Origin of the sequence: Cellulosilyticum sp. WCF-2 (genome assembly GCF_003990395.1) — a bacterium.
In the GTDB taxonomy this organism is placed as follows: domain Bacteria; phylum Bacillota; class Clostridia; order Lachnospirales; family Cellulosilyticaceae; genus Cellulosilyticum; species Cellulosilyticum lentocellum.
The window spans coordinates 3,004,747-3,027,369 of the sequence record NZ_CP034675.1; the positions used below are offsets into that span (position 1 = coordinate 3,004,747).

Sequence of the window (22,623 nt, forward strand, 5' to 3'; positions counted from 1 at the left end):
TTAACATGTGTACTACCGAAAGGGAAAACACACTTTGAAAGGAAGAAAAACAATGAAAACACAAAGGTTTGGCATTGAAATTGAAATGACAGGCATTACCCGAAAGGAAGCTGCCGAGTGTATCCAAAAAGAACTTAAAAGCTTTTGCTTAGAACACATCGGGGGCGGTTATGATACCTACCACATTATGGATAACGAAGGTAGAACTTGGAAGGTGGTTTCAGACGCAAGTATTAATGCGGAGAAGAAAAGAAACAAAGAAATCTTTTTTGCAAGTGCAGATTATAGGGTAGAGCTAGTTAGCCCTATTCTTACCTACAAGGATATCGAGCCTTTACAAGAAATAGTAAGAGCTTTAAGAAAAGCAGGAGCCATCACTAATAATAGTTGCGGCATTCACATCCATGTAGATGCCACACCTCATACACCAACAAGCCTTAAGAATTTAATTAACCTAATGGCAAGCAAAGAAGATCTACTTTACAAGAGCCTTCAAATAGATCCTGAGAGATTAAGATATTGCAAAAAGGTAAATGAAGAGCTGATTAAAACCATCAATAAGAAGAAGCCAAAAACCTTAGAGCAACTAGCCGATGTTTGGTACGAAGGATATGGTTTCGAAGAAAGGGACAGACATTACCACCAAAGTAGATATCACGGACTTAACTTGCACAGCGTCTTCAATAAAGGCACCGTAGAGTTTAGACTGTTTAATAGCACCACCCACGCAGGCAAGATAAAAGCCTACATTCAATTTTGCCTAGCCCTCAGCTACCAAGCCTTGACTCAAAAGACTGCCAGTGCAAGAAGAACCTACACTGATAACGAGAAATACACCTTCAGATGTTGGATGCTAAGACTTGGCTTAAATGGAGACGAGTTTAAGACTTGCAGACATCATTTTCTAGCTAATCTAACAGGAAATTCAGCTTGGCGAAGAATAGCTTGAGAGGAATAGATTGGGAGGGGTTAAGCCCTTCCCTTCATGAAAGGGTGAATGAGTTGAAAACTAAAATCTATGCTGCCTATGGTAGTAATATGAATATAGAACAAATGGCTATACGATGTCCTAAAGCTAAAGTGATAGGAACTGGCATCTTAAAAGATTATAAGCTTACCTTTAGAGGTTTAGGACGTGGTGGAGTGGCTAATGTTGAACAGAGTAAAGGAAGTAGCGTACCTATTGTACTATGGGAGATTACTTCTGAATGTGAAGTTGCTCTTGATAGATATGAAGGCTATCCTAGCCTTTATACCAAAAGGATAGTTGAAATTACTTGCAAGGATAAATCCAAGATAAAAGCTATGGCCTATGTTATGGCTAAGCGATATGAAAGCTATCCTTCTGAGCCATGTGAGGCATACTACCACGTTATTGTAGAGGGCTATAAGGCTAATGGACTTTCTACACAAAAACTTAGTGAAGCCTTAATATCCACTAGGGATGAAATTTATATTAAACAGAATGCATTGGAGAAATAGTTATGGATAAATTTCTTAGTCAAAAACACTGTGATAGATGTGGAGCTTCATTAGCCAAAGGCAGAATCATGAGTATGCTAAATATAGCATGCATCTGTATGGATTGTAAAAAGAAAGAAAGGTTAGATCCTTTATATGAAGAGGCAGTCAAAGCTGAGCTAGAAGAAGTCAAAAAGGGCAACTATAATTATAAAGGTCTAAAAAAATAGTAGATACACATTAGGGACTTACTTCGGTAGGTCCTTTTGTTATGAAATCAAACAGGTAAGGAGGTGATATCCATGGCTCAAGTAGGTAGAAAACCAAAACCAACTGCTCTTAAAATTCTGGAAGGTAATCCAGGTAAAAGACCTTTAAATATCAACGAACCTAAACCCATTAGTAAAGCACCTAAGTGTCCATCGTGGCTAGAAGCAGAAGCTAAGAAGGAGTGGCGAAGAATTGCAAAAGGTCTAGAACAGATAGGGGCACTGGCTGAAATAGATATGGCGGCTTTAGCAGGATATTGCCAAGCCTATGCTCGTTGGAAAGAAGCCGAGGAGTTTATCAGTAAACACGGTAGTCTCGTTAAAACACCGTCTGGCTATTGGCAACAAGTGCCTCAAGTGAATATTGCCTCTAGCTATTTAAAAATTATGCTAAAGTGCTGTGAGCAATTTGGCTTAACGCCATCTGCTAGAAGTAGGATTGTTGCGGATAAGAGTGGTGATGACTTTGATGTTATGGAAGATATTTTGAAAGCATAGGTAAGACTTATGGACCAGAGATATAAATTAATAGACTACACACCTTCACCCTTTATGCTACAAACCTCTCATTATGATGAAACCAAAGCTGATAGAGCTGTAAACTTTATTCAGTGCTTAAAGCACACTAAAGGGCGTTGGGCAGGTAAGCCTTTTGAACTAATAGCTTGGCAAGAGCAAATTATTAGGGATTTGTTTGGCATTGTTAAAGCGGACGGCACAAGACAGTTCTTAACAGCCTATATTGAATTGCCTAAGAAACAAGGTAAAAGTGAACTTGCAGCTGCTATTGCTTTATATTTACTTTTTGCAGATAAGGAACCTTCAGCAGAGGTCTATGGTTGTGCAGCTGATAGACAACAGGCGTCTATTGTATTTGATGTGGCCACTCAAATGCTTAAACAATCATCAGCATTAAGTAGACGTGCAAAAATAGTAGGTTCAACTAAACGTATTGTTTATCCAAACCAAGCTAGTTATTATCAGGTACTTTCAGCTGAGACCTCAACTAAGCATGGATACAATGTTTCTGGACTTATCTTTGACGAGATTCATATACAACCTAATCGTAAGCTCTATGATGTTATGACCAAAGGTTCAGGAGATGCTAGAACTCAACCACTTTTTTTTATTATTACAACAGCAGGAACCGATAGAAATTCCATATGCTATGAATTACACCAAAAATCTAATGACCTTCTAGAGAATAGAAAGATAGATCCTACATTTTATCCTGTACTTTATGGTATATCAGATGAGGATGACTGGACTGACGAGGCAAATTGGTATAAAGCCAATCCTTCTTTAGGGATTACAATTGATATAGAAAAAGTAAGAATAGCTTTTAATTCCGCCAAGGAGAACCCGGCAGAAGAAAATGTATTTCGCCAACTTCGTCTTAACCAGTGGGTAAAACAATCTATTCGTTGGATGCCAATGAATAAATGGGATGAGTGTGCTTTTCCTGTCTCACTTGATAATCTTCAGGATAGAGAATGCTATGGTGGATTAGACTTATCATCAACTACAGATATCACAGCTTTTGTACTCGTATTTCCACCAAGAGATGAAACTGAAAGGTATGAAATACTTCCATTCTTCTGGCTACCAGAGGAAACCCTTTCTTTAAGAGTACGGCGAGATCATGTTCCCTATGATGTTTGGGAGCAACAAGGGTATGTAAAAACAACAGAAGGCAACGTTGTTCATTATGGCTTTATAGAAACTTTTATTGAGGAACTAGGTACTAGGTATAACATCAAGGAAATTGCCTTTGATAGATGGGGAGCTGTTCAAATGGTACAGAACTTAGAAGGCATGGGATTCACTGTAGTTCCATTTGGGCAAGGGTATAAGGATATGTCACCACCTTCTAAGGAACTCATGAAACTTGTTTTAGAGAAGAAGCTTGCTCATGGTGGTAATCCGGTCCTAAGATGGATGATGGACAATATTTTCATCAAGAGTGATCCAGCAGGTAATATCAAACCAGATAAAGAAAAAAGCACCGAAAAAATAGACGGTGCTGTGGCTTTGATTATGGCTCTTGATAGAGCTATAAGGCATAAAGACGATGGTGGAAGTGTGTATGATAATAGGGGAATATTAGTCTTCTAGCGTGACAATTGATTTAATAATCTTCTGTGTAGCTTTGCCAGTACATGCATATACTTTAGCAGTTGAAAAAAAGGAATTTTCGCCAGCATTTACTCTACCACGTTTATATGGAACATATCCAAGAGGTTTAAGTGATGCAGCTACCATCCTTCCAATTGTTTGTCTAATGACTTTAGTACTTAAATTAAGGTCAGATGTTGGTTCAGAACATGTTTTTTCGATTTCAATTGCACATGCACTTAATGCTGTGATTCCAACATCAGATAATGCTGCCATTTGTATACGAACATCTTCTCTGCATATTATGTTCTCATATATATATTGTGCTGTTTTACTGTATGCAACGCAGTTGTTTGTAGTAAAGTCCTGGATGAAGTCAATAAAAGAAATAGGTTCATTAATCATAATAAAATCTCCTTTCAATGTAACATATATTATTTCGTTCAATGAACGTATGTTACCTTGTAAATATAATGTAGCACAGGTTCATTTATTTGTAAATAAAATTCTAAAAAATATGGAGTTATAATGAATATATTTTCTAATTTATTCAAATTAAGAAATAAACCAATCAATGTATTTAGTAATGCATATTCCTTTTTGTTTGGCCCCACTACAAGTGGTAAGACAGTTAATGAAAGAACTGCTATGCAGACCACTGCAGTCTATGCTTGTGTAAGAATATTAGCAGAAGCAATAGCAAGTTTACCACTTAGTGTTTACCAAACCACTGGACTAGGAAAAGAAAAAGCAACAAACCATAACCTATATCATTTGCTCCATGATGAGCCGAACTCAGAGATGACTTCATTTGTGTTTAGAGAAACACTTATGAGTCATCTTTTATTATGGGGCAATGCTTATTCTCAGATTATAAGGGACCAGAGTGGTAAGGTATTAGCTTTATATCCATTACTCCCTAATAAGATGAGCGTCAATCGTGATAGTAAAGGCAACATCTACTATGTTTATACAAGAGATAGTGATGAGACACCCTCTTTAGCAGGTTATGGAGATTTTTATTTATCAGATTATGAGGTACTGCATATTCCTGGGTTAGGCTTTGATGGACTCATAGGCTATTCGCCTATTGCTATGGCTAAAAATTCTATAGGAATGTCCCTAGCTACAGAGGAATATGGGGCCTCATTTTTTGCAAATGGAGCCACTCCAGGTGGTGTACTTGAGCACCCTGGAATTGTTAAAGATCCACAGCGAATAAGAGAAAGCTGGAACAGTGTTTATCAGGGAACCAAAAATGCTCATAAGGTAGCTGTGCTCGAAGAAGGCATGAAGTATCAAAGTATAGGTATCTCCCCTGAACAAGCACAGTTTTTAGAAACACGTAAATTTCAAATCAATGAGATAGCTCGAATTTTCAGAGTACCTCCCCACATGGTAGGTGATCTTGAAAAGTCGAGCTTTTCTAATATAGAACAACAATCTCTTGAATTTGTGAAATATACCTTAGACCCCTGGGTAACTAGATGGGAACAAGCCATGCAGAAAGCGTTACTCCTACCAGGTGAAAAGAGTCAGTATTCTATCAAGTTCAATGTAGATGGCCTTCTTCGTGGAGACTACCAAAGCCGTATGAATGGTTATGCCATTGCAAGACAAAATGGTTGGATGTCCGCCAATGATATCCGTGAACTTGAAAATATGAATCTCATCTCACCAGAGGAAGGCGGTGACATCTACATGGTTAATGGCAATATGCTGAAGCTCAAGGATGTAGGTGCCTATGCTAAGAAAAATACAGAAAGGATAGATGCTAAATGAAAAAGTTTTGGAACTGGGTAAAAAGCGAAAACGAAAGAACCTTATATTTTGATGGCTGTATTGCTGAAGAAAGTTGGTTCGGTGATGAAATTACACCTAAGCAGTTTAAATCAGAGCTCTTTGAGAATGAAGGAGACATTGCAGTATGGATTAACTCACCTGGTGGTGATGTCATTGCCGCCTCTCAGATTTATACCATGCTCAAGGAGTATTCAGGGCAAGTTACTATCAAAATTGACGGCATTGCAGCTAGTGCAGCTTCAGTTATTGCTATGGCTGGAGATCATGTTCAAATGTCGCCTACAGCAGTCCTAATGATTCATAATCCAGCAACTGCAGTGTTTGGTGAAGCAGCAGATTTACAAGGAGCTATTGAAATGCTTGGTGAGATTAAAGAAAGTATCATCAATGCTTACGAACAAAAAACACAGCTTAGCCGCACAAAGATTGCACACATGATGGATGCAGAAACATGGTTTAGTGCAAATAAAGCTGTTGAACTAGGTTTTGCAGATGAAGTGCTTTATCACAATGAGCATGAGGAAAATGTTTTAAAGGATTTCATGTTTGACAAGCTTACGATTATTAACGCTTGGGTCAAAAAAATGCCTAAAGCTAGGGTAATACCGGAAGCTGAAAAAATAGCTAAACCTATAGAAATACCACCAAACAATCAAATGCCTATCGCACAATTTGATAAGCGTTTAGAACTATTAAAACCATAAAACTAGAACTTAACTAGAAATAGACATCAATGGAGGATTATAGCGTGAGTAAAGTATTAGAACTAAGAGAAAAACGAGCAAAATTATGGGAAAGTACTAAAGCATTCCTAGATAGTAAGAGAAAAGATGATGGGCTTTTATCAGCAGAAGACACAGCTACCTATGAGAAGATGGAAGCAGATGTAGTTAGCCTTGGAAAAGAGATTGATCGTTTGGAAAGACAGTCAGCATTAGATGCAGAACTTTCAAGACCTGTTAACACCCCTATTAAAAACACCCCTTCTCATATGGGTAATGAAAATAAAACAGGCAGAGCCACAGATGAGTATAAGCACTCCTTCTGGAATGCGATGAGAAACAAATCTAGCTTTGAGATTCAGAATGCCTTACAAGTTGGAACAGATGGAGAAGGTGGCTACCTAGTGCCAGATGAATTTGAGGCCACCCTTGTTCAAGCTCTTGAGGAAGAAAACATCTTCCGTCAATTAGCTAAAGTGATTACCACATCAAGTGGCGATAGAAAAATTCCTGTCGTAGCTACTAAAGGAACGGCTTCTTGGGTAGATGAAGAAGGACAAATTCCAGAGAGTGATGATAGCTTCGGACAAGTAGCTATTGGTGCTTATAAGCTAGGCACCATGATTAAGGTTTCAGAAGAACTCCTTAATGATTCAGTTTTTAATTTAGAGCAGTATATTGCCAGAGAGTTTGCTAGACGTATCGGTTCTAAGGAAGAGGAAGCCTTCTTCATTGGAGATGGCACAGGTAAACCTACTGGCATTTTTAATGGCACTGGTGGGGCGAATGTGGGGCTTACAGCGGCTAGTTCTACAGCTATTACAGTAGATGAAGTTTTAGATTTATTCTATGCCTTGAAATCTCCTTATCGTAAGAATGCCACTTTCCTTATGAATGATGCCACAATTAAAGCTATCAGAAAGCTCAAAGATAATAATGGTCAGTATTTATGGCAGCCATCCATTACTGCTGGTACACCAGATACTATTTTAAATAGACCTATTAAAACATCAGCTTATGTCCCAACTTTGGCAGCCGGTGCTAAAGCCATTGCCTTTGGTGATTTTAGTTATTATTGGGTAGCTGATCGCCAAGGCAGAGCCTTCAAGCGACTTAACGAGCTTTATGCCGCTACAGGTCAAGTAGGCTTTATGGCTACCCAAAGAGTGGATGGTAAGTTAATCTTGCCTGAAGCTATTCAAGTACTACAAATGAAAGGTACAACAGGCGCTTAAGCAAAGGAAGGTGATAAGGCATGACTGTTTCATTAGAGGAAGTTAAACTCTACTTAAGAGTAGACAGCAATGAAGAGGATGAGCTTATCACCTCTTTTATTTTTACTATTGAAGAACTATGCGAAGGTGTTTTAAGACGCCCACTTACTGAATTTGCGATTGTTCCTGAAACGATTAAACAAGCTATTTTATATGGAGTTGGTTGCCTATATGAACAACGAGAAATTGCTGATATCAAGGCCATTTTAGTTTTCCTTAAGAGTGTGCTTTTTAGTTACAGACAGGAGGAATGGTAAAAATGATTGGCAAGCTAAGACACCAAGTTGAAATTCTTAAACCTGTTATTTCCAAGGATACCCTTGGACAAGAGATTGAAAGTTGGGAAGTACAACATTCAGTCTGGGCAAGTATTGAACCCTTGTCAGGCAAGGAATACTTTTCAGCTAAGCAAGTGAATAGTGAGGCGACTATTAAAATCACTATTCGGTATGTAGAATCTTTACTTCCCCACTGGGTTGTCCAGTTCGGACACCGCATTTTTAATATTGAAGCCATCATTAACTTTGAAGAAAGAAATAAATATCTTCAGCTCCTATGCTCTGAGAAAGTAGGTGAAACTAATGATTGATATTAGTTTAGAACTTGCTAATAGATTAGCCGCTTATACAGAAGAAGTAAAAGAAGGCCTAGAGCAATCAGCTGATGAAGTAACTAAGGAAGCCTTAGAAAAGCTTAAGGCCACTAGTCCAAAGCATAAAAAGAAATATGCTAAGAGTTGGGTAAGAAAGAAAACACCCGAAGGCTATGTCCTTCATAATAAGCGATACTATTTAACCCACTTACTTGAAAATGGCCATGCTAAACGTGATGGTGGAAGAGTGGCTGGTATTAAGCATATTGGTCCTGTTGAAGAACAAACCATTCAAGCTTTTGAGGAGAAGGTGAGGGAATATCTCGAATGACATTACAAGAACTCTATGAAATCTTACAACAACTGAATTTACCTATAGCCTATAGTCATTTTAAATCACCCATGGAGCCACCCTACCTAGTTTACCTGGTAGAGGATACACAAAATTTTGGTGCTGATAATAGGGTTTATCATCAGATTGAGAATTTAGTGATTGAGCTCTATACAGCAAAGAAAGATATTGCATTAGAGAAGCACCTCGAAACACTTCTTAATGAAAAAGAGCTTTTCTATGAAAAGATAGAGACTTATATAGAGAGTGAAAGATTATATGAAGTACGATACGAACTTTAAGGAGGAACAACATGAGTAACAAAATTAAATACGGCTTGAAGAATGTTCACTATAGCCCTATTACAGAGACAACAGTAGCTGGCAAGACAACCGTTACCTTTGCTACACCTATTGCTATTCCAGGTGCAGTCAATTTAACCTTATCACCAGTTGGAGATACAACCCCTTTTTACGCTGATAATATGGAGTATTTTACGGCTATCGCTAACAATGGTTATGATGGTTCATTAGAAATGGCTCTTATTCCAGACAGCTTTAAGGTTACTATTTTAAAAGAAGTACTTGACACCAACAAAGTACAGTTTGAAGAAAATGACAAACAACCTGCTGCTTTTGCACTTTTATTTGAGTTCGATGGAGATAGTAGTTCAACCAGGCATGTCATGTATAACTGTAAAGCAACCAGACCTAATATTGAAAGCTCTACAAAGGGGCAAAGTATTGAGCCTAAAACAGAAACACTCAATTTAACTTGCCGAACTTTGCCAGGAAGCACACTGATCAAAGCAAAAACAACAAGTGATACAACCTCTACTATTTATGAGGCATGGTATGGTGCAGTTTATCAAAAAGCAAGTGAGGTAGGTGAAGGATAATGGAAAAATGCATTAAGATTGCCGATAAAATTGTGGCACTTAAAACAACAGGTGCCACTTTATTACGATATAAAATGCAATTTGGTAAAGACCTTTTAACAGAACTGATTAAGTTAGAAGATGCTTATAAGAAGGGAGAGTTCAAGACAGATAAAATTGACTTTGAACTCTTCTTTAATATTTTATGGATCATGGCTAAGACAGCTAATCCAGACATTAAGCCTCCAGTAGAATGGCTAGATGAATTTGAAGAGTTTCCTGTACTTGAGATTTTACCTAAGGTTATTGAAATGCTTTCAAACCTGATTGGAACAGCGAAAAAAAAGCTACAGAAGTAGAAGATAAAAATAGTGAGCCTATTACCACAGAAGGATTAATAGTTCATGCTATCAAAAGAGGCCTGTGCATTGCAGATTTTCATGAGATGAGTATTGGAATGATACTTGAGTACATTAGAAGATATGATGCGTCAAATAGTAGGATTTTAGATGAAGATACTGTAGATGCAACACAAAGTATATTTGATTCATTCTAGACTATGCAGAATAAAGCACTCACATTAGTGTTAATAGATGAAACAACAATATATAGCTTGTTATTTACATTAATACAATTCCAAATAATAAAATTACTTTTCAATATATTTTTGTTATTGTATAATAAAATAAAAATTATAAAGGACAATCCTATGTCAGTAAATATACAAGCCGAATTAGCATTAATACCATTACCTCCTATATACCAACGCAAAGGACACAACTGTTATTTAGATCCCTTTAGAAAAAAATTAATTATGGTTACACCTGAAGAAAGTGTTCGACAGCGAATAGCTAGGTACTTGTGTAATATGCTAAATGTTCCAGAAAAAATGATAGCACTTGAAGTTCCTTTATCTGAGTATCAGATTAAAACTAAAGATAGAGCAGACATTATAATTCATAAAATAGATTTGCAAAAGAATTTAGAAATACCATTAGCCGTAATTGAGTGTAAAGCAAGTACTGTATTATTAACTGAAATATGCATTCAACAAGGTTTTAAATATGCAGATCAGCTAGTATGTGACTATGTATTTATAACAAATGGTATTGAAATACTTGGCTATAAATATTGTGATATACAAAAAGACTATTTAGAACTGGGAGTATTGCCAACATATGATGTTATGTTGCAAGGAGCATACCAAGTAATTAATAATGTAGAATTACCTCAACGCACTGCTTACGCACAATTGCATACACCAGAAATAATTCAGGAATATATGGATTGGTGCATAGGTAGTGATACACCTGAACAGTTAATCCCTTTTATAATTAATATCTGGGAATGTCTTCTAGATGTAACACATACTCTTCCAGTAGTTAAACTAAAGAACTATGAAATAGTTAAAGATTATGGTGTAAGAGTATTAAGTTATGGAAATGCAGGCGGAGGAATATTTGCAGGACCATACCGTTCAATATTAATTAAAGATATTAACGGAGACCATCAAATTATTAGTTTTGCAATTAGCACATATACCCGAACTGAAAAAAGAGCTAATGGTGAAGAATCACCAGAAAAGACTGTTTTAGTGGTTGCAATTGATGATGAAAAGAAAACGCATCATGCTTTACAATTAGTATTAGATGACAATATTATATGCAGTAATAATATCTTTCAAGTTTGGCATAGTGGGCGTATTACTATAGGAAATAGGGGTGCGGGTAAGATTAATGACTTAAAAGAATTAATGAATGAAAGAACTCCGTGGTTAGTAAAAAAATAGCCGAATCTTTTTAGGCAATATTAAAAATGACAATCTTTTATATATGGATGATAATCAACTAGTAGATTTAATCCACAACCTGATCGAGTATGCATTAGTAAGAGATGAATTTAGAAGTAAAATTAAATTAAATTAAATTAAATTACTAGAACTAATAAGCACTTACTTTGAATAGTAGGTGCTATTATTTTGCTCTAAAACAGAGAGGAGGTGGTAAGATGGCTAGTAAAATCAAAGGTATTACTATTGAAATTGGTGGAGATACTAAGCCACTTGAGAAGGCTCTTAGTGATGTAAACAAAACTAGTAGAAGCTTACAGGCAGAACTAAGAGATGTAGAAAAGCTCCTAAAACTTGATCCAGGAAACACAGAATTAGTTGCTCAAAAAATGAAACTCCTACAGGAGCAAACCACCAATACCACCGAGAAACTTAAACGATTAGAAAATGCCCAAGAGCAAGTTAACAGGCAATTTAGAGAAGGTAAAATTAACGATGAGCAGTACAGAGCCTTTAATCGTGAGATAGAGCAGACTCGCATTCAACTTAAGCACTTAGGAGAATCAGCCAATGAATCAGTTGATGAAATTGAAAAACTCGGAGAAGCTAGTGAAAAATCAGAAGGTAAGCTATCTAAATTAGGTTCTATGGCTGGAAGTGCAGCTAAATCAATCGGTGGTATGGCAGTCAAAGGAACTGCTACCGCCTTAGTTGGCATTGGAACGGCAGCTGCTGGCATCGGTGTTGCAGCTGTTAAGAGTGCAGATGATGCTCAGAAGGCTCTTAATAGTTTGCAAGTTCAAACGGGTGCTACAGACTCAGAGATGAAAAGTCTCGAAGAAGGTATGATGAATATCTACCGTAATAACTTCGGTGAGAACTTTGAGGATATTGCAAACTCAATGGCTAACATTGCTCAGCAAACCAATATGACCGGTAAAGAGTTAGAAGCTGCTACCACCAATGCCTTAATGCTACGAGACAGCTTTGGTTTTGATGTATCAGAAACTACCCGTTCCATTAATCAAATGATGAAAGAGTTCGGTATTTCAGCAGATGAAGCCTATACCTTAATTGCTCAGGGTGCTCAAGAAGGTCTTAATGCAAATGATGATCTCCTTGATACTATTAACGAGTATAGTGTGCACTTTCAGCAGTTAGGTTTAGATGCTGAAGACATGTTCAATATGCTTGAAAATGGGTCAGAAACAGGATCTTTTAGTATTGATAAACTTGGAGATGCCGTCAAAGAGTTTGGTATCCGTGTAAAGGATGGTAGTAAAACAACTACAGATGCCTTTGATGCACTTGGCTTAGATAGTGAAGATCTAACTGCTCGTTTTTCAGAAGGTGGAGAAACAGCTTCTAAAGCTTTTGATGAAGTTATTTCAGCACTTATGAAATGTGATGATAAAGTTGTTCAAAATACAGCTGGGGTAGGACTTTTCGGTACTATGTGGGAGGATCTTGGCGTAGAAGCCATTGGTGCTTTAACGAATGTAAATGGTGAATTTGATAAGTCAGCTGATACCTTAACTAAGATTAATAAGATTAAATACAATGACTTAGGAAGTGCTATTAGTGGTATAGGAAGGATTCTTCAAACAGACTTTCTTATTCCATTAGGAAAAGACGTATTGCCTTTACTTAGTGAATTTGCTAATGCTCTAAGTAAAGGCTTTAGCGGAGATACTTTAACAAGTTTTACGACTTCTATTAATACCTTTGCTACAGGAATGGTTAATAAGTTAAATGATATACTACCTAATCTAATCAAGGTCATCAGTGATGTGCTTAGTGGATTAGCTACAGCCTTAGCAGATGTTATCCCTACTGTTTTGCCATTACTTATGGATGGAGCATATCAGCTCATTAATGCACTGATTACAGTGATTCAAGAAAATGCTCCGGCCTTTGCAAGCTTAGCTGGTGATTTACTAACAGGTTTTATAACATTTCTTATGGAAACATTCCCAACACTGGCTGATGCTGCTTTGCAAATAGTTATTACCTTAATGAATGCATTATCTGAATCCCTTCCTACCTTAACTCCGGTTATGGTAGAAGGGATTTTAAATTTAGTTCAATCAATCTTAGATAATTTGCCTTCATTTATTGATGCTGCTATTAACATGATTCTAGCTTTAGTAGAGGGTATTCTAAATGCACTACCTCGCCTATTAGAACAAGCACCTGTAATTGTAGGTAAGCTAGTAGATAGCCTTATTGCAGCTATCCCGATGCTTATTGATGCAGCTACAAGTCTTATTACTAGCTTGTCAGAGTTTATCATCAATAACCTAGATACAATTATCCAAGCAGCCATTGAAGTAGTTATTGCTTTAGCCATGGGCCTTATTCAGGCCATCCCAAAACTTATGGAAGCTACACCTAAATTAATTCAAGCTATTATAGGAGTATTTACGAATACCAACTGGGCTGAAGTAGGTCTTAATCTAGTTAAAGGAATTGCTAGAGGTATTGCAAATGGAGTAGGTTCTGTAGTTAAAGCCGCTAAAGATATGGCCAATAGTGTTTGGAGCAGTATTACGAGTGCTTTTGATATGCATTCACCATCAAGACTTGCCATTAGAGTATTTCAAAAGGACTTTGTAGAAAAGGGTGTTGGACAAGGTATTTTAAAAGGTATACCTAAAGTGGTAAGAGATACAAAGCAAATGAGTGAAAGTATTGTAGGAGCTATGCAAGCTATTCCAAGCATTGCTTTAAAAACACAGTTACAAGATGTATCTAGTCAGAATATAGTTTCTACCAGTGGCTTAGCATCTACAACTTCCCATTATGAAGATGGTGATATCATTATTCAGACTATGAATATCAACTCAAAGGAAAATGCTCAATACTTTGCTGAATATCTATATACCTTAAAGAAGACTAGAAATAGAACATTAGGAGTGATGACATGATTAAACTCTATACAATGGATAATCTGGTTACACCTTATGCCAGTGTTCCTATTATAAATGGCAATATAAGTGGAGAGAGAAATGGCTATCATAAGTTATCTTTTTCTATCTTAAGTAAGTATCTCAAACAACACAATATAACGATTACCCCTAAAACCATCTTTCAAGTAGATGGCCTTTTTTATGTGTGCACAGATGCTGGAAATAGTGACACAGAAAAGATTGAGTTAAGTTATAATGCAGAGCTTCTTCAGATGCAAATCTTAATGTTTAAGTTTATCGATAATCTAGAATTAACAGGTACATCTATTATAGAAGTTTTATCAATACTTGTGAACTCAACTATTTTAGAAATAGGAGACTGTGATAATATATCAGGCTTCGATATTAAAATCAGTAAAAATAATGCTCAATATGCACTTAGTCAGCTTCTTGAAATCACTAAAACTGAAGTAACTTATAGCGGCTTAAGAATTAATATTAAGAAAGCCAATTGGCAAGAGAACATTAAAACCCTTACAAAAGGCTATGACTTCTCTACATTAGACGAAAGCACAGATGTATCAGATGTTATTACAAAACTTCACTATAAGAATACCAAAGGTGATCTGAGCGGTTTTATAGTAAGTAGTTCTGCTAGTAAGTATGGTTTCACTAGAGAAGGCTATCAAGAATTTGATACAGATGATTTAGGAACCCTAAGCACCTTAGCCACAGAGTATTTAGCTACCGTAGATCAACCTAGTTGTAGCATTTCTATAAGTATTCCTAAAGTTAGAAAACTTAACTTAAGCCTGTGTGAATTAGTTAAGCTTCATAACACCTTATTGGACGAAGAACTCATTTACAAAGTAGTAGGTTATAGCAAGAGTTTGACTACATCAGCAGATACTTATCAGCTAGGTCAACGCAAGAAGGACTTCACAGATATTGAGCAGCTCTTTAACGAGAAAGCCCAAGAGGTCGTTCAAGAAGTGGTTCAAAATGTTATTGTTGAAGTCATTGAGCAAGAGGTCATTAGTGCCAATACTGCTCACATACTCAATGCTTGGATTAGAGATTTAAATGTAGAGTTTCTTGAAACGAACTTTGAGGCCCTTGATGTAAGGCAGCCTTATCCAGAAGATGGTCTTCGTAACTTTATTCGTATTAAAGAAGAACAAATGGAGTTTGTTACCCAAAGCTTAAGTGAAACAGAAGTTCAAGACTATCACAATAAGGATGGTGATCAGCTTTATTACACTGCCATAGATGACCATGTGCAGGCCTATAAGTATTTTACGATTACCTCTCCTACTAGTATTTATCAAGACTTAACAGAAGCACAAGTTAATAAGTTTAAAGTTAAAGTAAGAAAGGTTTTAAGTGAAAGTATAAAGGCTACTTTTACCTTTGGACTTATTGGTGATACACAATATCCTCTTATGAGGTGGGGTGTTGGTACAGATTCAAGTGGTAGTTCTGATAAAGGAAAGGGTTTTATCTATAAGGAACTGGACGGACTTGTCCTAAAGTATGTTACAAGTACAGGGACTACTCATCAAATTAAATTAGGTGAGAATGGGATAGAAGGTATAGAGGCTAGCGGTGGAGAAACGATTATCCAGAATATCAACATGGGAGGACTCATAGAAATACCTGGCGTAGCTCTTACAAAAGCATCTTTTAGTGAAAGTGGTGTTTCCCTAGAACATGGTGAAATAAAGACCACTTTTACTTGGACAAAAGATAGTGCGGGTAGAATCACCACACTCTATAATTCTCAAACTGGTTTAACTGTTCCAGTAAGTTGGAGTTAGGAGGCAATCATGAGTATGCAAGACTTTGATATGGGATTTCTAAGTACACTAATGTCCTTTGGTATCTCAAATGGAGAATCAAGCGGTGGCTTACCAGATATGAGTACATTACTGTTTGTTAACTGTGCCTACTATAGTGGTGATTTAGGAGAAGGCTCTAATTACCTGTATGCTGATAGCTACGTTCCTATATTCAGTAGTGGTTTTAGCTACATTCCTAAAAAGGGTGGCATTGTGATGATGGGCTCCTATCAACTAGAAGATCCCGATGATTATAGTGGTGAAACCCCTATGGCCATGTTAAAGATTACTGTGGATGATAAGGTAATCTTTGAAGATGATATAACTGCATACTTTCCAGACCCCATTGTAGAGAAAGTAAGAGGTTTTAGCTATCAGAACTCTTTTAAGATAGAAGCCAAGAGGCTGAATCTAACAGATAGTATGGGATTACAGCTTTATCAAACTATGATTATTGGATATAAGTAGGTAAATAAAATGAGTGATATAGCATTTAAGAACGGCATACTTTGTGGTTTGTTAGCTACAGGTATCGGTATAGGCGGAGGCAGTAGTGGAAATAAGCTGCCTTTACCTGAAGTATTAGAAATTATTAATCTAAGCTACTATGACAACGTAATTACTTACCTTAATGAGTTTAGCTATACCACTTTGCTATCTAGTAGCTTTAGTTATATGCCAAGACAAGGCTACGTCATAATAGGTGGCTTTGATTTATATGACTTTGAAGGTGATGATTGGTCAGCTTCCCCAAGTGCAGATATACGTATAACAGTAGATGGTGTTATAGCTTATGAAGGTGATGTTACCAGTTACTTTGAGAATTTATCCATTAATCCGCCTAAAGTCTTTCAGTATAAATCAAGTTTTGAGCTAGCAGGAAAACGTAACAATTTAACAGATGGTATGCAGTTACAGCTACGCGAAACTATGGTTGTAGGACTAAAATAGAAAGGATTCAGAAGATGAATGATTTAATAGAAGGAATTAGAATAGCCATTGTAACAATAGGTGGTTTTATAGGAGGGATAATGGGGGGCTTTGATGGACTCATTTATTCATTAGTTGCTTTTGTTCTTATAGATTATCTAACAGGTGTAATGGCTGCTATTGTAGAACATCAGCTTTCTAGTGAAATAGGCTTTAAAGGGATTTTTAGAAAGGTAAGTATCTTTATGCTAGTGGCAGTAGGACATATCATAGATTCAAAGCTGCTGGGAACTGGCACTGCTCTTAGAACAGCAATCATACTATTTTATAGCTCTAATGAAGGAATTAGCATTCTAGAAAATGCAACACGTATGGGACTTCCTATTCCTAAGAAGATTAAGTCAGTATTAGAACAGCTCAAGAAGGACAGTGAAGAAGATGAACATCCAGAATAACTATCTAACAGTTAATCAATATTCTAGACCTAAGATTGCTATAAAAGCCGTTAAAGGAGTAGTTATTCACTGGGTGGCCAATCCAAACTCCTCTGCACAAGCTAATCGCAATTACTTCGAAGGACTGAAAGTAGGAAAAAAGAATAATAATGGTGGGATGACTTATGCTAGTGCTCATTATATTGTAGGACTTGATGGAGAGATTATTGCCTGTATTCCCGAAAATGAAATGGCCTACCATGCTAGTTCGGCTAATGGTACGCACCTGGGGATAGAGGTTTGCCACAAAGATTGGGAAGGACAATTTACTTCACCTACTTATGATGCGTTAGTAGACCTTGTTGCTGATATTTGTAGGCGCTATAAACTTAATCCACTTACAGATGTAATTAGACACTATGATGTAACAGGTAAGAATTGCCCCAAATATTATGTTTCGCACAATGAGGCATGGATACAGTTAAAGAACGATGTAAATAAGCGATTAGAAAAAGAAGATATCACACAGATAACCATTCAGCTTAATGGAGAAGAGAAACAAGTGAGTGCTATTAATATAGAAGAAACTCATTACATTAGGCTTCGGGATTTAGCAGATGATCATATAGATATCGGGTATGATAAAGAGAAAAAAATGCCTGTAGTTACAATTAAATAGTTGATGATATTTAGGGGGTGGCTCGATTGGGTCACCCTAATTTTTTATGCTTGTAAAGGAGATTTTGATGGATTCAATAAACAAAAATGAGATATATTATCAAGCTACAGTGTGCCTTCTAAACAAGTTTTGGCTGCAGGGACTTATTACAGAAGCAGAATATAAAAAAATAGATGCTCTAAATATTGAGAAATGGAAACCACTAATAGCTTCTATCTAGCCTTGATGTTATCTACTTTGTACGGTAACATGTCACTACCTTAAAAGAAATGGAGGAAATGCTAATGTCGAAGAAGGTTACAGTAATTGAACCTACTCAAAAAAATGAAACAATAGAAGAAAGTAAACTTCGAGTTTGTGCCTATTGTAGAGTAAGTTCTATACATGAAGAGCAATTAAATTCATTTTCCAACCAAGTTACACACTATACTCAATATATTAACAGCAATCAAAACTGGTATTTTGTGGGCATATATGCTGATGAGGGGATAAGTGGAACAAGCAAAGAAAAGAGAACTGATTTTATGAGACTCATCAATGATTGTGAGTGTGGGCTAATAGATCTAGTAATTACTAAGTCCATATCCAGATTTGCAAGGAATACTGCAGATTGCATTGAGGTAGTGAGGAAACTTAAAGAGATAGGAATAGGGGTATTTTTCGAGAAAGAAAATATTAATACACTTTCAGAGGAAAGCGAATTGGTACTCTCCATATTGAGCTCCATCGCACAAGAGGAAATGATTTCCTTATCAAAGAATATACGGTGGGCCAATCAGCGGCGATATAGTCAAGGTAAATTTCAAATTGCTCCCAAGAAATTTTTGGGGTATGACGTTGATCCAGTAAAACAGACATTAGTCATAAATCAAGAGGAAGCCAAATTAGTAAAATATATTTTTGAGCAATATCTTTCAGGGAAAGGGACTGCTGTTATTGCAAGAGAGCTTAATCAAAAAGGTATTCCAACTATTACAAATGCAACATGGCAAGGCTCTACAATAAACAGAATGGTTAAAAATGAAAAATATTGTGGGGACGTGTTAATGCAAAAGACGATTACAGGAGATGAGATTACTTTTAAAAGAAAACGAAATAAAGGTGAGCAACCCCAATATTATATTAAAGACAACCATGAACCTATAATATCGAGAGAAGATTTTGAACGTGCTCAGAAGTTATCAATTGAAAGAAGACTAGCAAAAGGACTAACCGAGGATGTAGCTAAAAAAATGCAAAATCGCTATCCATTAACAAGTAAAATTATTTGTGGTAAATGTGGTTGTATATTAAGAAGAACTACTCAGAATTCAGGTACCACTTATCCAAGAGTCGCTTGGGATTGTAGTAGTAAGAGAAGGACCTACGGTACCACCAAATGCAAGGGGGGCTCCATTCACGATGATTCTATTACAAAATTAACTATAGTAGTCCTAAAAAAGTTGTATTTTAGCCTAGATAATTTATTAGTCCCTTATCGTAGCACTCTAAGAAATATTGAAAAATTAAAAGATAATAAAGAGATAGCAGAATATGATCTGCAGATTCAACAAGTAATCAGCCAAATGAGGGTACTTGCTGATTTGTCAGCTAAGGGAAATTTAACACCTATGCTATATACTGCTCAAAACAATGAGTTGTGTGCAAAGATGGATGAATTAAAGAAAAGGAAACAAGTTTTAGCTGACAAGTATTTTTCCACTATCCGCAATTTAAATGATACCGATAAGATAATCTCACGATTAAAAGATACCCAGGGAGTAATTCCTAGTTTAGATAAGGAATTAGTTGATGCTATCATTGACACCATAATAGTTTACTCAAGAAACAATATCGTATTCAAATTAAAAAATGGTATAGAGTTACCTGAAAAAATAGGAGACTGATATGTTTAGACACCTACCCTATGGTTATAAATTGAATCTAGAAAATAGAATTGTACTGAATGAGAAGGAGGCACCTTTTGTTGAGGCTATTTTTGAAAAGTACTTGTCTGGTGTATCACAAATAGATATTACAAAATGGTTAATCAAAGAGAATGCTCCAGCACCTTTAGATACATGGAAATATAGAAGTGTAGGATATATTCTTAAAAATAAAAAGTATCAAGGAACAAATGAATTTCCGTCTATTATTTCAAAAAATATGTATTTGGAAGTTAATAAGAATAGATATGAAGAAGGGCGTTATAAAAGTACTTATTATAATAACACGCCCTATAATAAAAAGAAAAAATATCCCTTTACTGGTATAGTAGTATGCGGAAAATGTAATCAAACTTGTCAAAGTCACATTGTTTGTCCCAATAAGCCTTATAGAAGACAAGTATGGCGTTGTGGCAATTATATATCAGAGGGAAAAGTATCCTGTAGGATAAGCATTGATAATACAGAACTTGAGCAATTATTTATACAAGTATTTGCTGAATTTTACAATAAATTTGAGAGTCTTGTAAAAGTACCTGTTAAAAAAGAAAGTACAAAGACTAGTTATGAGCTATTAAAAGTTGACCTAGTAATAAAAGAGGCATTGCAAGAAAGCACACCCAATACACAGATGATATTGGATTTATTAGATAGACGAGTTAAAGAAGTATGGGCCCATACAGTACTAGACGATTATGAAGAAGAAAGTGCAAAACTACGCGAGCTATTATATGTAATAAAAGAAGTACCACAAGAATTTGATAGTAATTTATTTAATAAGGTTATAAAACAGGTCACTTTATTCCCATTAGGTAAAGTGGATTTTGTATTTTTAAATAATATTGTACTACACAAAAATTATACGGATTACAGTAAACGTGGGAAGGAATGAGAATTGTGACAAGAAATGTAGCAGTCATACCAGCTAGGCCGGTGTTTGAAATCGCCGGAAGGCAAGAAATAGCTAAACTTAAAGTATGCGCTTACTGTAGAGTAAGTACCGATAATGAGGAGCAGCTCACAAGTTATCAAGCACAAATGAATCACTATTCTGACCTTATAGCACAGAATCCCAGTTGGGATTTTGCAGGTATTTATGCTGATGAAGGTATTAGTGGAACAAGTACTAAAAATCGAGCACAATTTAACAAAATGATAGCAGATTGTAAGGCCAATAAAATAGATCTGGTACTCACCAAATCTATTTCTCGATTTGCTAGAAATACCTTGGATTGTTTAAAGTATATTAGAATTTTAAAAGAATATAAAGTGGCAGTCTTTTTTGAAAAGGAGAATGTCAATACACTGGATTCTAAAGGTGAATTTCTCCTCACGCTACTTTCTTCCCTGGCACAAGAAGAGAGCAGATCAGTCTCATCGAATACGCGGTGGGGGATAACCCATAAGTTCCAGCAGGGAGAAATAATGCTTAACTATACTCAATTCATGGGTTATACCAAAGATGAACAGGGTCACCTAGTTATTGTGCCTAAGGAAGCTAAAATTATTAAACGAATCTACAAAGATTATCTAGAAGGTAAAAGCGCAAAACAAATAGCTAGAGAACTTACTAAGGATAGAGTTACACCACCAGGTGGAGGAAAAAAGTGGTTTGATTCAACGATATTAAGTATTTTACGGAATGAAAAGTATTATGGTGATGCCATTCTTCAAAAAAGCTACACTGAAGATTTCCTTACAAAAAAGAGAATAAAAAATACTGGTCAACTTCCACTATACTATGTAGAAAATAGCCATCCAGGAATTGTGACAAAAGAAGTGTTCATGAAGGTGCAGGAAGAAATATTAAGGCGCAACAACCTACCAGGTGCTTCAAAAGGTGGAACCATGACTTATCAATCCAAGTTCGCCTTGGCTCACCGAATAGTATGTAGCGAATGCGGTACAACTTTTAGGAGATGTACTTGGACATATACAGGAGAAAAGATACGGGTATGGCGATGTGGTAAACGGATAGCAACCGGTGGTAAAGAATGCAAAGCAGAAGCAATATATGAAACTGATCTACAATCAGCATTTATAAAGGTAATGAATGAGTTGGTCCAAAATCAAGAAGAGTTTATTGGACCACTGCTAGTAAATATTAATAAGGTGCTAGAGCAGCAGCTACAGAACAAAGATAAAATAGAAACACGTATTGCAGAGTTATCAGAGATTCTGACAAGCCTAGTAGAAAGTCAATCTCGGATGAGGCCTTCAACTAATATCTCTGGAGAGGAGTATATTAATATTTCTAATGAGTACAATGAACTAGTTAAGCAGCAAGATGAGATGCTGGCAAAGGAAAAGGAATGTGCAATGAGGAAGTTGCAGATCAAAGAGTTAGTGGAAGTAATGACTAGTAAGAGGGAGGTAATTACAGAGTATGACGATAAGATGCTACGCCAATTGGTAGAACGGATATATGCTTTGGAGAATCAGCGAGTTAGGTTTGAATTTAAGTGTGGAGTAGAAATAATTTATTAATTAATTTAAAAATATTATTGACATTTAAGACTAATTATTATATTCTGTCTTTAGAAAGTGGATACTGTCAGTAGGGTGGCTCAAGAGTAGTACCTGAAAGCTAGCACTGGGGAAATTGGTTTGAACGTAACATTGTAATTATACAAGTTCATTCTATTCGTTTGCCTGGTAGGTAAGCGATTTTTTTG

26 protein-coding genes are annotated in these 22,623 nt (G+C 36.3%); 25 read left to right on the forward strand and 1 reads right to left on the reverse strand.

Translation table 11 applies throughout. The annotated features are described in order from the left end of the window. The first annotated feature begins 52 nt into the window (after positions 1-52). From EKH84_RS13430 to EKH84_RS13450, 5 genes are all read left to right on the forward strand, one after another. Complete coding sequence (locus EKH84_RS13430) at positions 53-949, forward strand: amidoligase family protein (protein WP_127066694.1); 897 nt, start codon at positions 53-55, stop codon at positions 947-949. A gap of 53 nt (positions 950-1,002) precedes the next feature. Beyond that, positions 1,003-1,482 (forward strand): gamma-glutamylcyclotransferase family protein, encoded by a 480-nt coding sequence (locus EKH84_RS13435; RefSeq protein ID WP_243118595.1) that lies wholly within the window; start codon positions 1,003-1,005, stop codon positions 1,480-1,482. A gap of 2 nt (positions 1,483-1,484) precedes the next feature. Then, on the forward strand, positions 1,485-1,691 hold the full coding sequence (locus EKH84_RS13440) for a gamma-glutamylcyclotransferase (RefSeq protein WP_127066695.1): 207 nt from the start codon (positions 1,485-1,487) through the stop codon (positions 1,689-1,691). A gap of 72 nt (positions 1,692-1,763) precedes the next feature. After that, positions 1,764-2,228 carry a phage terminase small subunit P27 family gene (locus tag EKH84_RS13445; RefSeq protein WP_127066696.1) on the forward strand — a complete coding sequence of 155 codons (465 nt, stop codon included), beginning with the start codon at positions 1,764-1,766 and terminating at the stop codon, positions 2,226-2,228. A 54-nt stretch (positions 2,229-2,282) separates the two neighbouring features. Further along, entirely contained in the window at positions 2,283-3,845 is a 1,563-nt protein-coding gene (locus EKH84_RS13450; RefSeq protein ID WP_243118676.1) for a terminase TerL endonuclease subunit, read from the forward strand. On the opposite strand, the gene EKH84_RS13455 is transcribed toward EKH84_RS13450, so the two are convergent. Further along, on the reverse strand, positions 3,834-4,250 hold the full coding sequence (locus EKH84_RS13455) for a hypothetical protein (RefSeq protein WP_127066698.1): 417 nt from the start codon (positions 4,248-4,250) through the stop codon (positions 3,834-3,836). The two genes, EKH84_RS13450 and EKH84_RS13455, sit on opposite strands and share 12 nt — an antisense overlap. A 123-nt stretch (positions 4,251-4,373) precedes the next feature. On the opposite strand from EKH84_RS13455, the gene EKH84_RS13460 reads away from it, so the two are divergent. From EKH84_RS13460 to EKH84_RS13550, 20 genes are all read left to right on the forward strand, one after another. After that, a complete protein-coding gene (locus EKH84_RS13460) occupies positions 4,374-5,627 on the forward strand; it encodes a phage portal protein (RefSeq protein ID WP_127066699.1) in 1,254 nt (417 codons plus the stop codon). Then, positions 5,624-6,352: a head maturation protease, ClpP-related gene (locus EKH84_RS13465; protein WP_127066700.1), complete on the forward strand. Its 729-nt coding sequence runs from the start codon at positions 5,624-5,626 to the stop codon at positions 6,350-6,352. Before EKH84_RS13460 ends, EKH84_RS13465 begins: the two co-directional genes overlap by 4 nt. Positions 6,353-6,381: 29 nt before the next feature. Beyond that, on the forward strand, positions 6,382-7,605 hold the full coding sequence (locus EKH84_RS13470) for a phage major capsid protein (protein ID WP_442861329.1): 1,224 nt from the start codon (positions 6,382-6,384) through the stop codon (positions 7,603-7,605). A 20-nt stretch (positions 7,606-7,625) separates the two neighbouring features. Then, entirely contained in the window at positions 7,626-7,901 is a 276-nt protein-coding gene (locus tag EKH84_RS13475) for a head-tail connector protein (RefSeq protein ID WP_127066702.1), read from the forward strand. Between the two features lie 2 nt (positions 7,902-7,903). Further along, positions 7,904-8,233, forward strand: a complete 330-nt coding sequence (locus EKH84_RS13480; RefSeq protein ID WP_190283328.1) for a phage head closure protein — start codon at positions 7,904-7,906, stop codon at positions 8,231-8,233. Further along, the gene (locus EKH84_RS13485; RefSeq protein WP_127066704.1) at positions 8,226-8,567 is read left to right on the forward strand and encodes an HK97 gp10 family phage protein; all 342 of its coding nucleotides are present in this window, start codon (positions 8,226-8,228) and stop codon (positions 8,565-8,567) included. Before EKH84_RS13480 ends, EKH84_RS13485 begins: the two co-directional genes overlap by 8 nt. Beyond that, positions 8,564-8,869, forward strand: coding sequence for a hypothetical protein (locus EKH84_RS13490; RefSeq protein WP_127066705.1), 306 nt, complete (start codon positions 8,564-8,566; stop codon positions 8,867-8,869). The genes EKH84_RS13485 and EKH84_RS13490 overlap by 4 nt, the downstream gene beginning before the upstream one ends. Positions 8,870-8,880: 11 nt before the next feature. After that, positions 8,881-9,465, forward strand: coding sequence for a major tail protein (locus EKH84_RS13495; RefSeq protein WP_127066706.1), 585 nt, complete (start codon positions 8,881-8,883; stop codon positions 9,463-9,465). Continuing rightward, on the forward strand, positions 9,465-9,803 hold the full coding sequence (locus tag EKH84_RS13500) for a hypothetical protein (protein WP_127066707.1): 339 nt from the start codon (positions 9,465-9,467) through the stop codon (positions 9,801-9,803). The genes EKH84_RS13495 and EKH84_RS13500 overlap by 1 nt, the downstream gene beginning before the upstream one ends. A gap of 350 nt (positions 9,804-10,153) precedes the next feature. Then, positions 10,154-11,233, forward strand: a complete 1,080-nt coding sequence (locus EKH84_RS13505) for a type I restriction enzyme HsdR N-terminal domain-containing protein (RefSeq protein WP_190283329.1) — start codon at positions 10,154-10,156, stop codon at positions 11,231-11,233. 218 nt (positions 11,234-11,451) lie between these two features. Then, positions 11,452-14,160, forward strand: coding sequence for a phage tail tape measure protein (locus tag EKH84_RS13510; protein ID WP_127066709.1), 2,709 nt, complete (start codon positions 11,452-11,454; stop codon positions 14,158-14,160). Beyond that, a complete protein-coding gene (locus EKH84_RS13515; protein WP_127066710.1) occupies positions 14,157-15,959 on the forward strand; it encodes a hypothetical protein in 1,803 nt (600 codons plus the stop codon). The genes EKH84_RS13510 and EKH84_RS13515 overlap by 4 nt, the downstream gene beginning before the upstream one ends. A gap of 9 nt (positions 15,960-15,968) precedes the next feature. After that, the gene (locus EKH84_RS13520; RefSeq protein ID WP_127066711.1) at positions 15,969-16,448 is read left to right on the forward strand and encodes a hypothetical protein; all 480 of its coding nucleotides are present in this window, start codon (positions 15,969-15,971) and stop codon (positions 16,446-16,448) included. A gap of 9 nt (positions 16,449-16,457) precedes the next feature. Continuing rightward, positions 16,458-16,931: a hypothetical protein gene (locus EKH84_RS13525; RefSeq protein ID WP_127066712.1), complete on the forward strand. Its 474-nt coding sequence runs from the start codon at positions 16,458-16,460 to the stop codon at positions 16,929-16,931. A 14-nt stretch (positions 16,932-16,945) separates the two neighbouring features. Next, positions 16,946-17,365, forward strand: a complete 420-nt coding sequence (locus EKH84_RS13530) for a phage holin family protein (protein ID WP_127066713.1) — start codon at positions 16,946-16,948, stop codon at positions 17,363-17,365. Further along, complete coding sequence (locus EKH84_RS13535) at positions 17,349-18,023, forward strand: peptidoglycan recognition protein family protein (RefSeq protein WP_127066714.1); 675 nt, start codon at positions 17,349-17,351, stop codon at positions 18,021-18,023. Before EKH84_RS13530 ends, EKH84_RS13535 begins: the two co-directional genes overlap by 17 nt. Positions 18,024-18,090: 67 nt before the next feature. Continuing rightward, the gene (locus EKH84_RS22095; protein ID WP_190283330.1) at positions 18,091-18,243 is read left to right on the forward strand and encodes an SHOCT domain-containing protein; all 153 of its coding nucleotides are present in this window, start codon (positions 18,091-18,093) and stop codon (positions 18,241-18,243) included. Positions 18,244-18,307: 64 nt separating this feature from the next. Continuing rightward, positions 18,308-19,909: a recombinase family protein gene (locus tag EKH84_RS13540; RefSeq protein WP_190283331.1), complete on the forward strand. Its 1,602-nt coding sequence runs from the start codon at positions 18,308-18,310 to the stop codon at positions 19,907-19,909. 1 nt (position 19,910) lies between these two features. Further along, the gene (locus EKH84_RS13545) at positions 19,911-20,840 is read left to right on the forward strand and encodes a recombinase family protein (RefSeq protein WP_127066716.1); all 930 of its coding nucleotides are present in this window, start codon (positions 19,911-19,913) and stop codon (positions 20,838-20,840) included. Then, the gene (locus EKH84_RS13550; RefSeq protein WP_127066717.1) at positions 20,837-22,435 is read left to right on the forward strand and encodes a recombinase family protein; all 1,599 of its coding nucleotides are present in this window, start codon (positions 20,837-20,839) and stop codon (positions 22,433-22,435) included. Before EKH84_RS13545 ends, EKH84_RS13550 begins: the two co-directional genes overlap by 4 nt. The last annotated feature ends 188 nt before the right edge of the window (positions 22,436-22,623 follow it).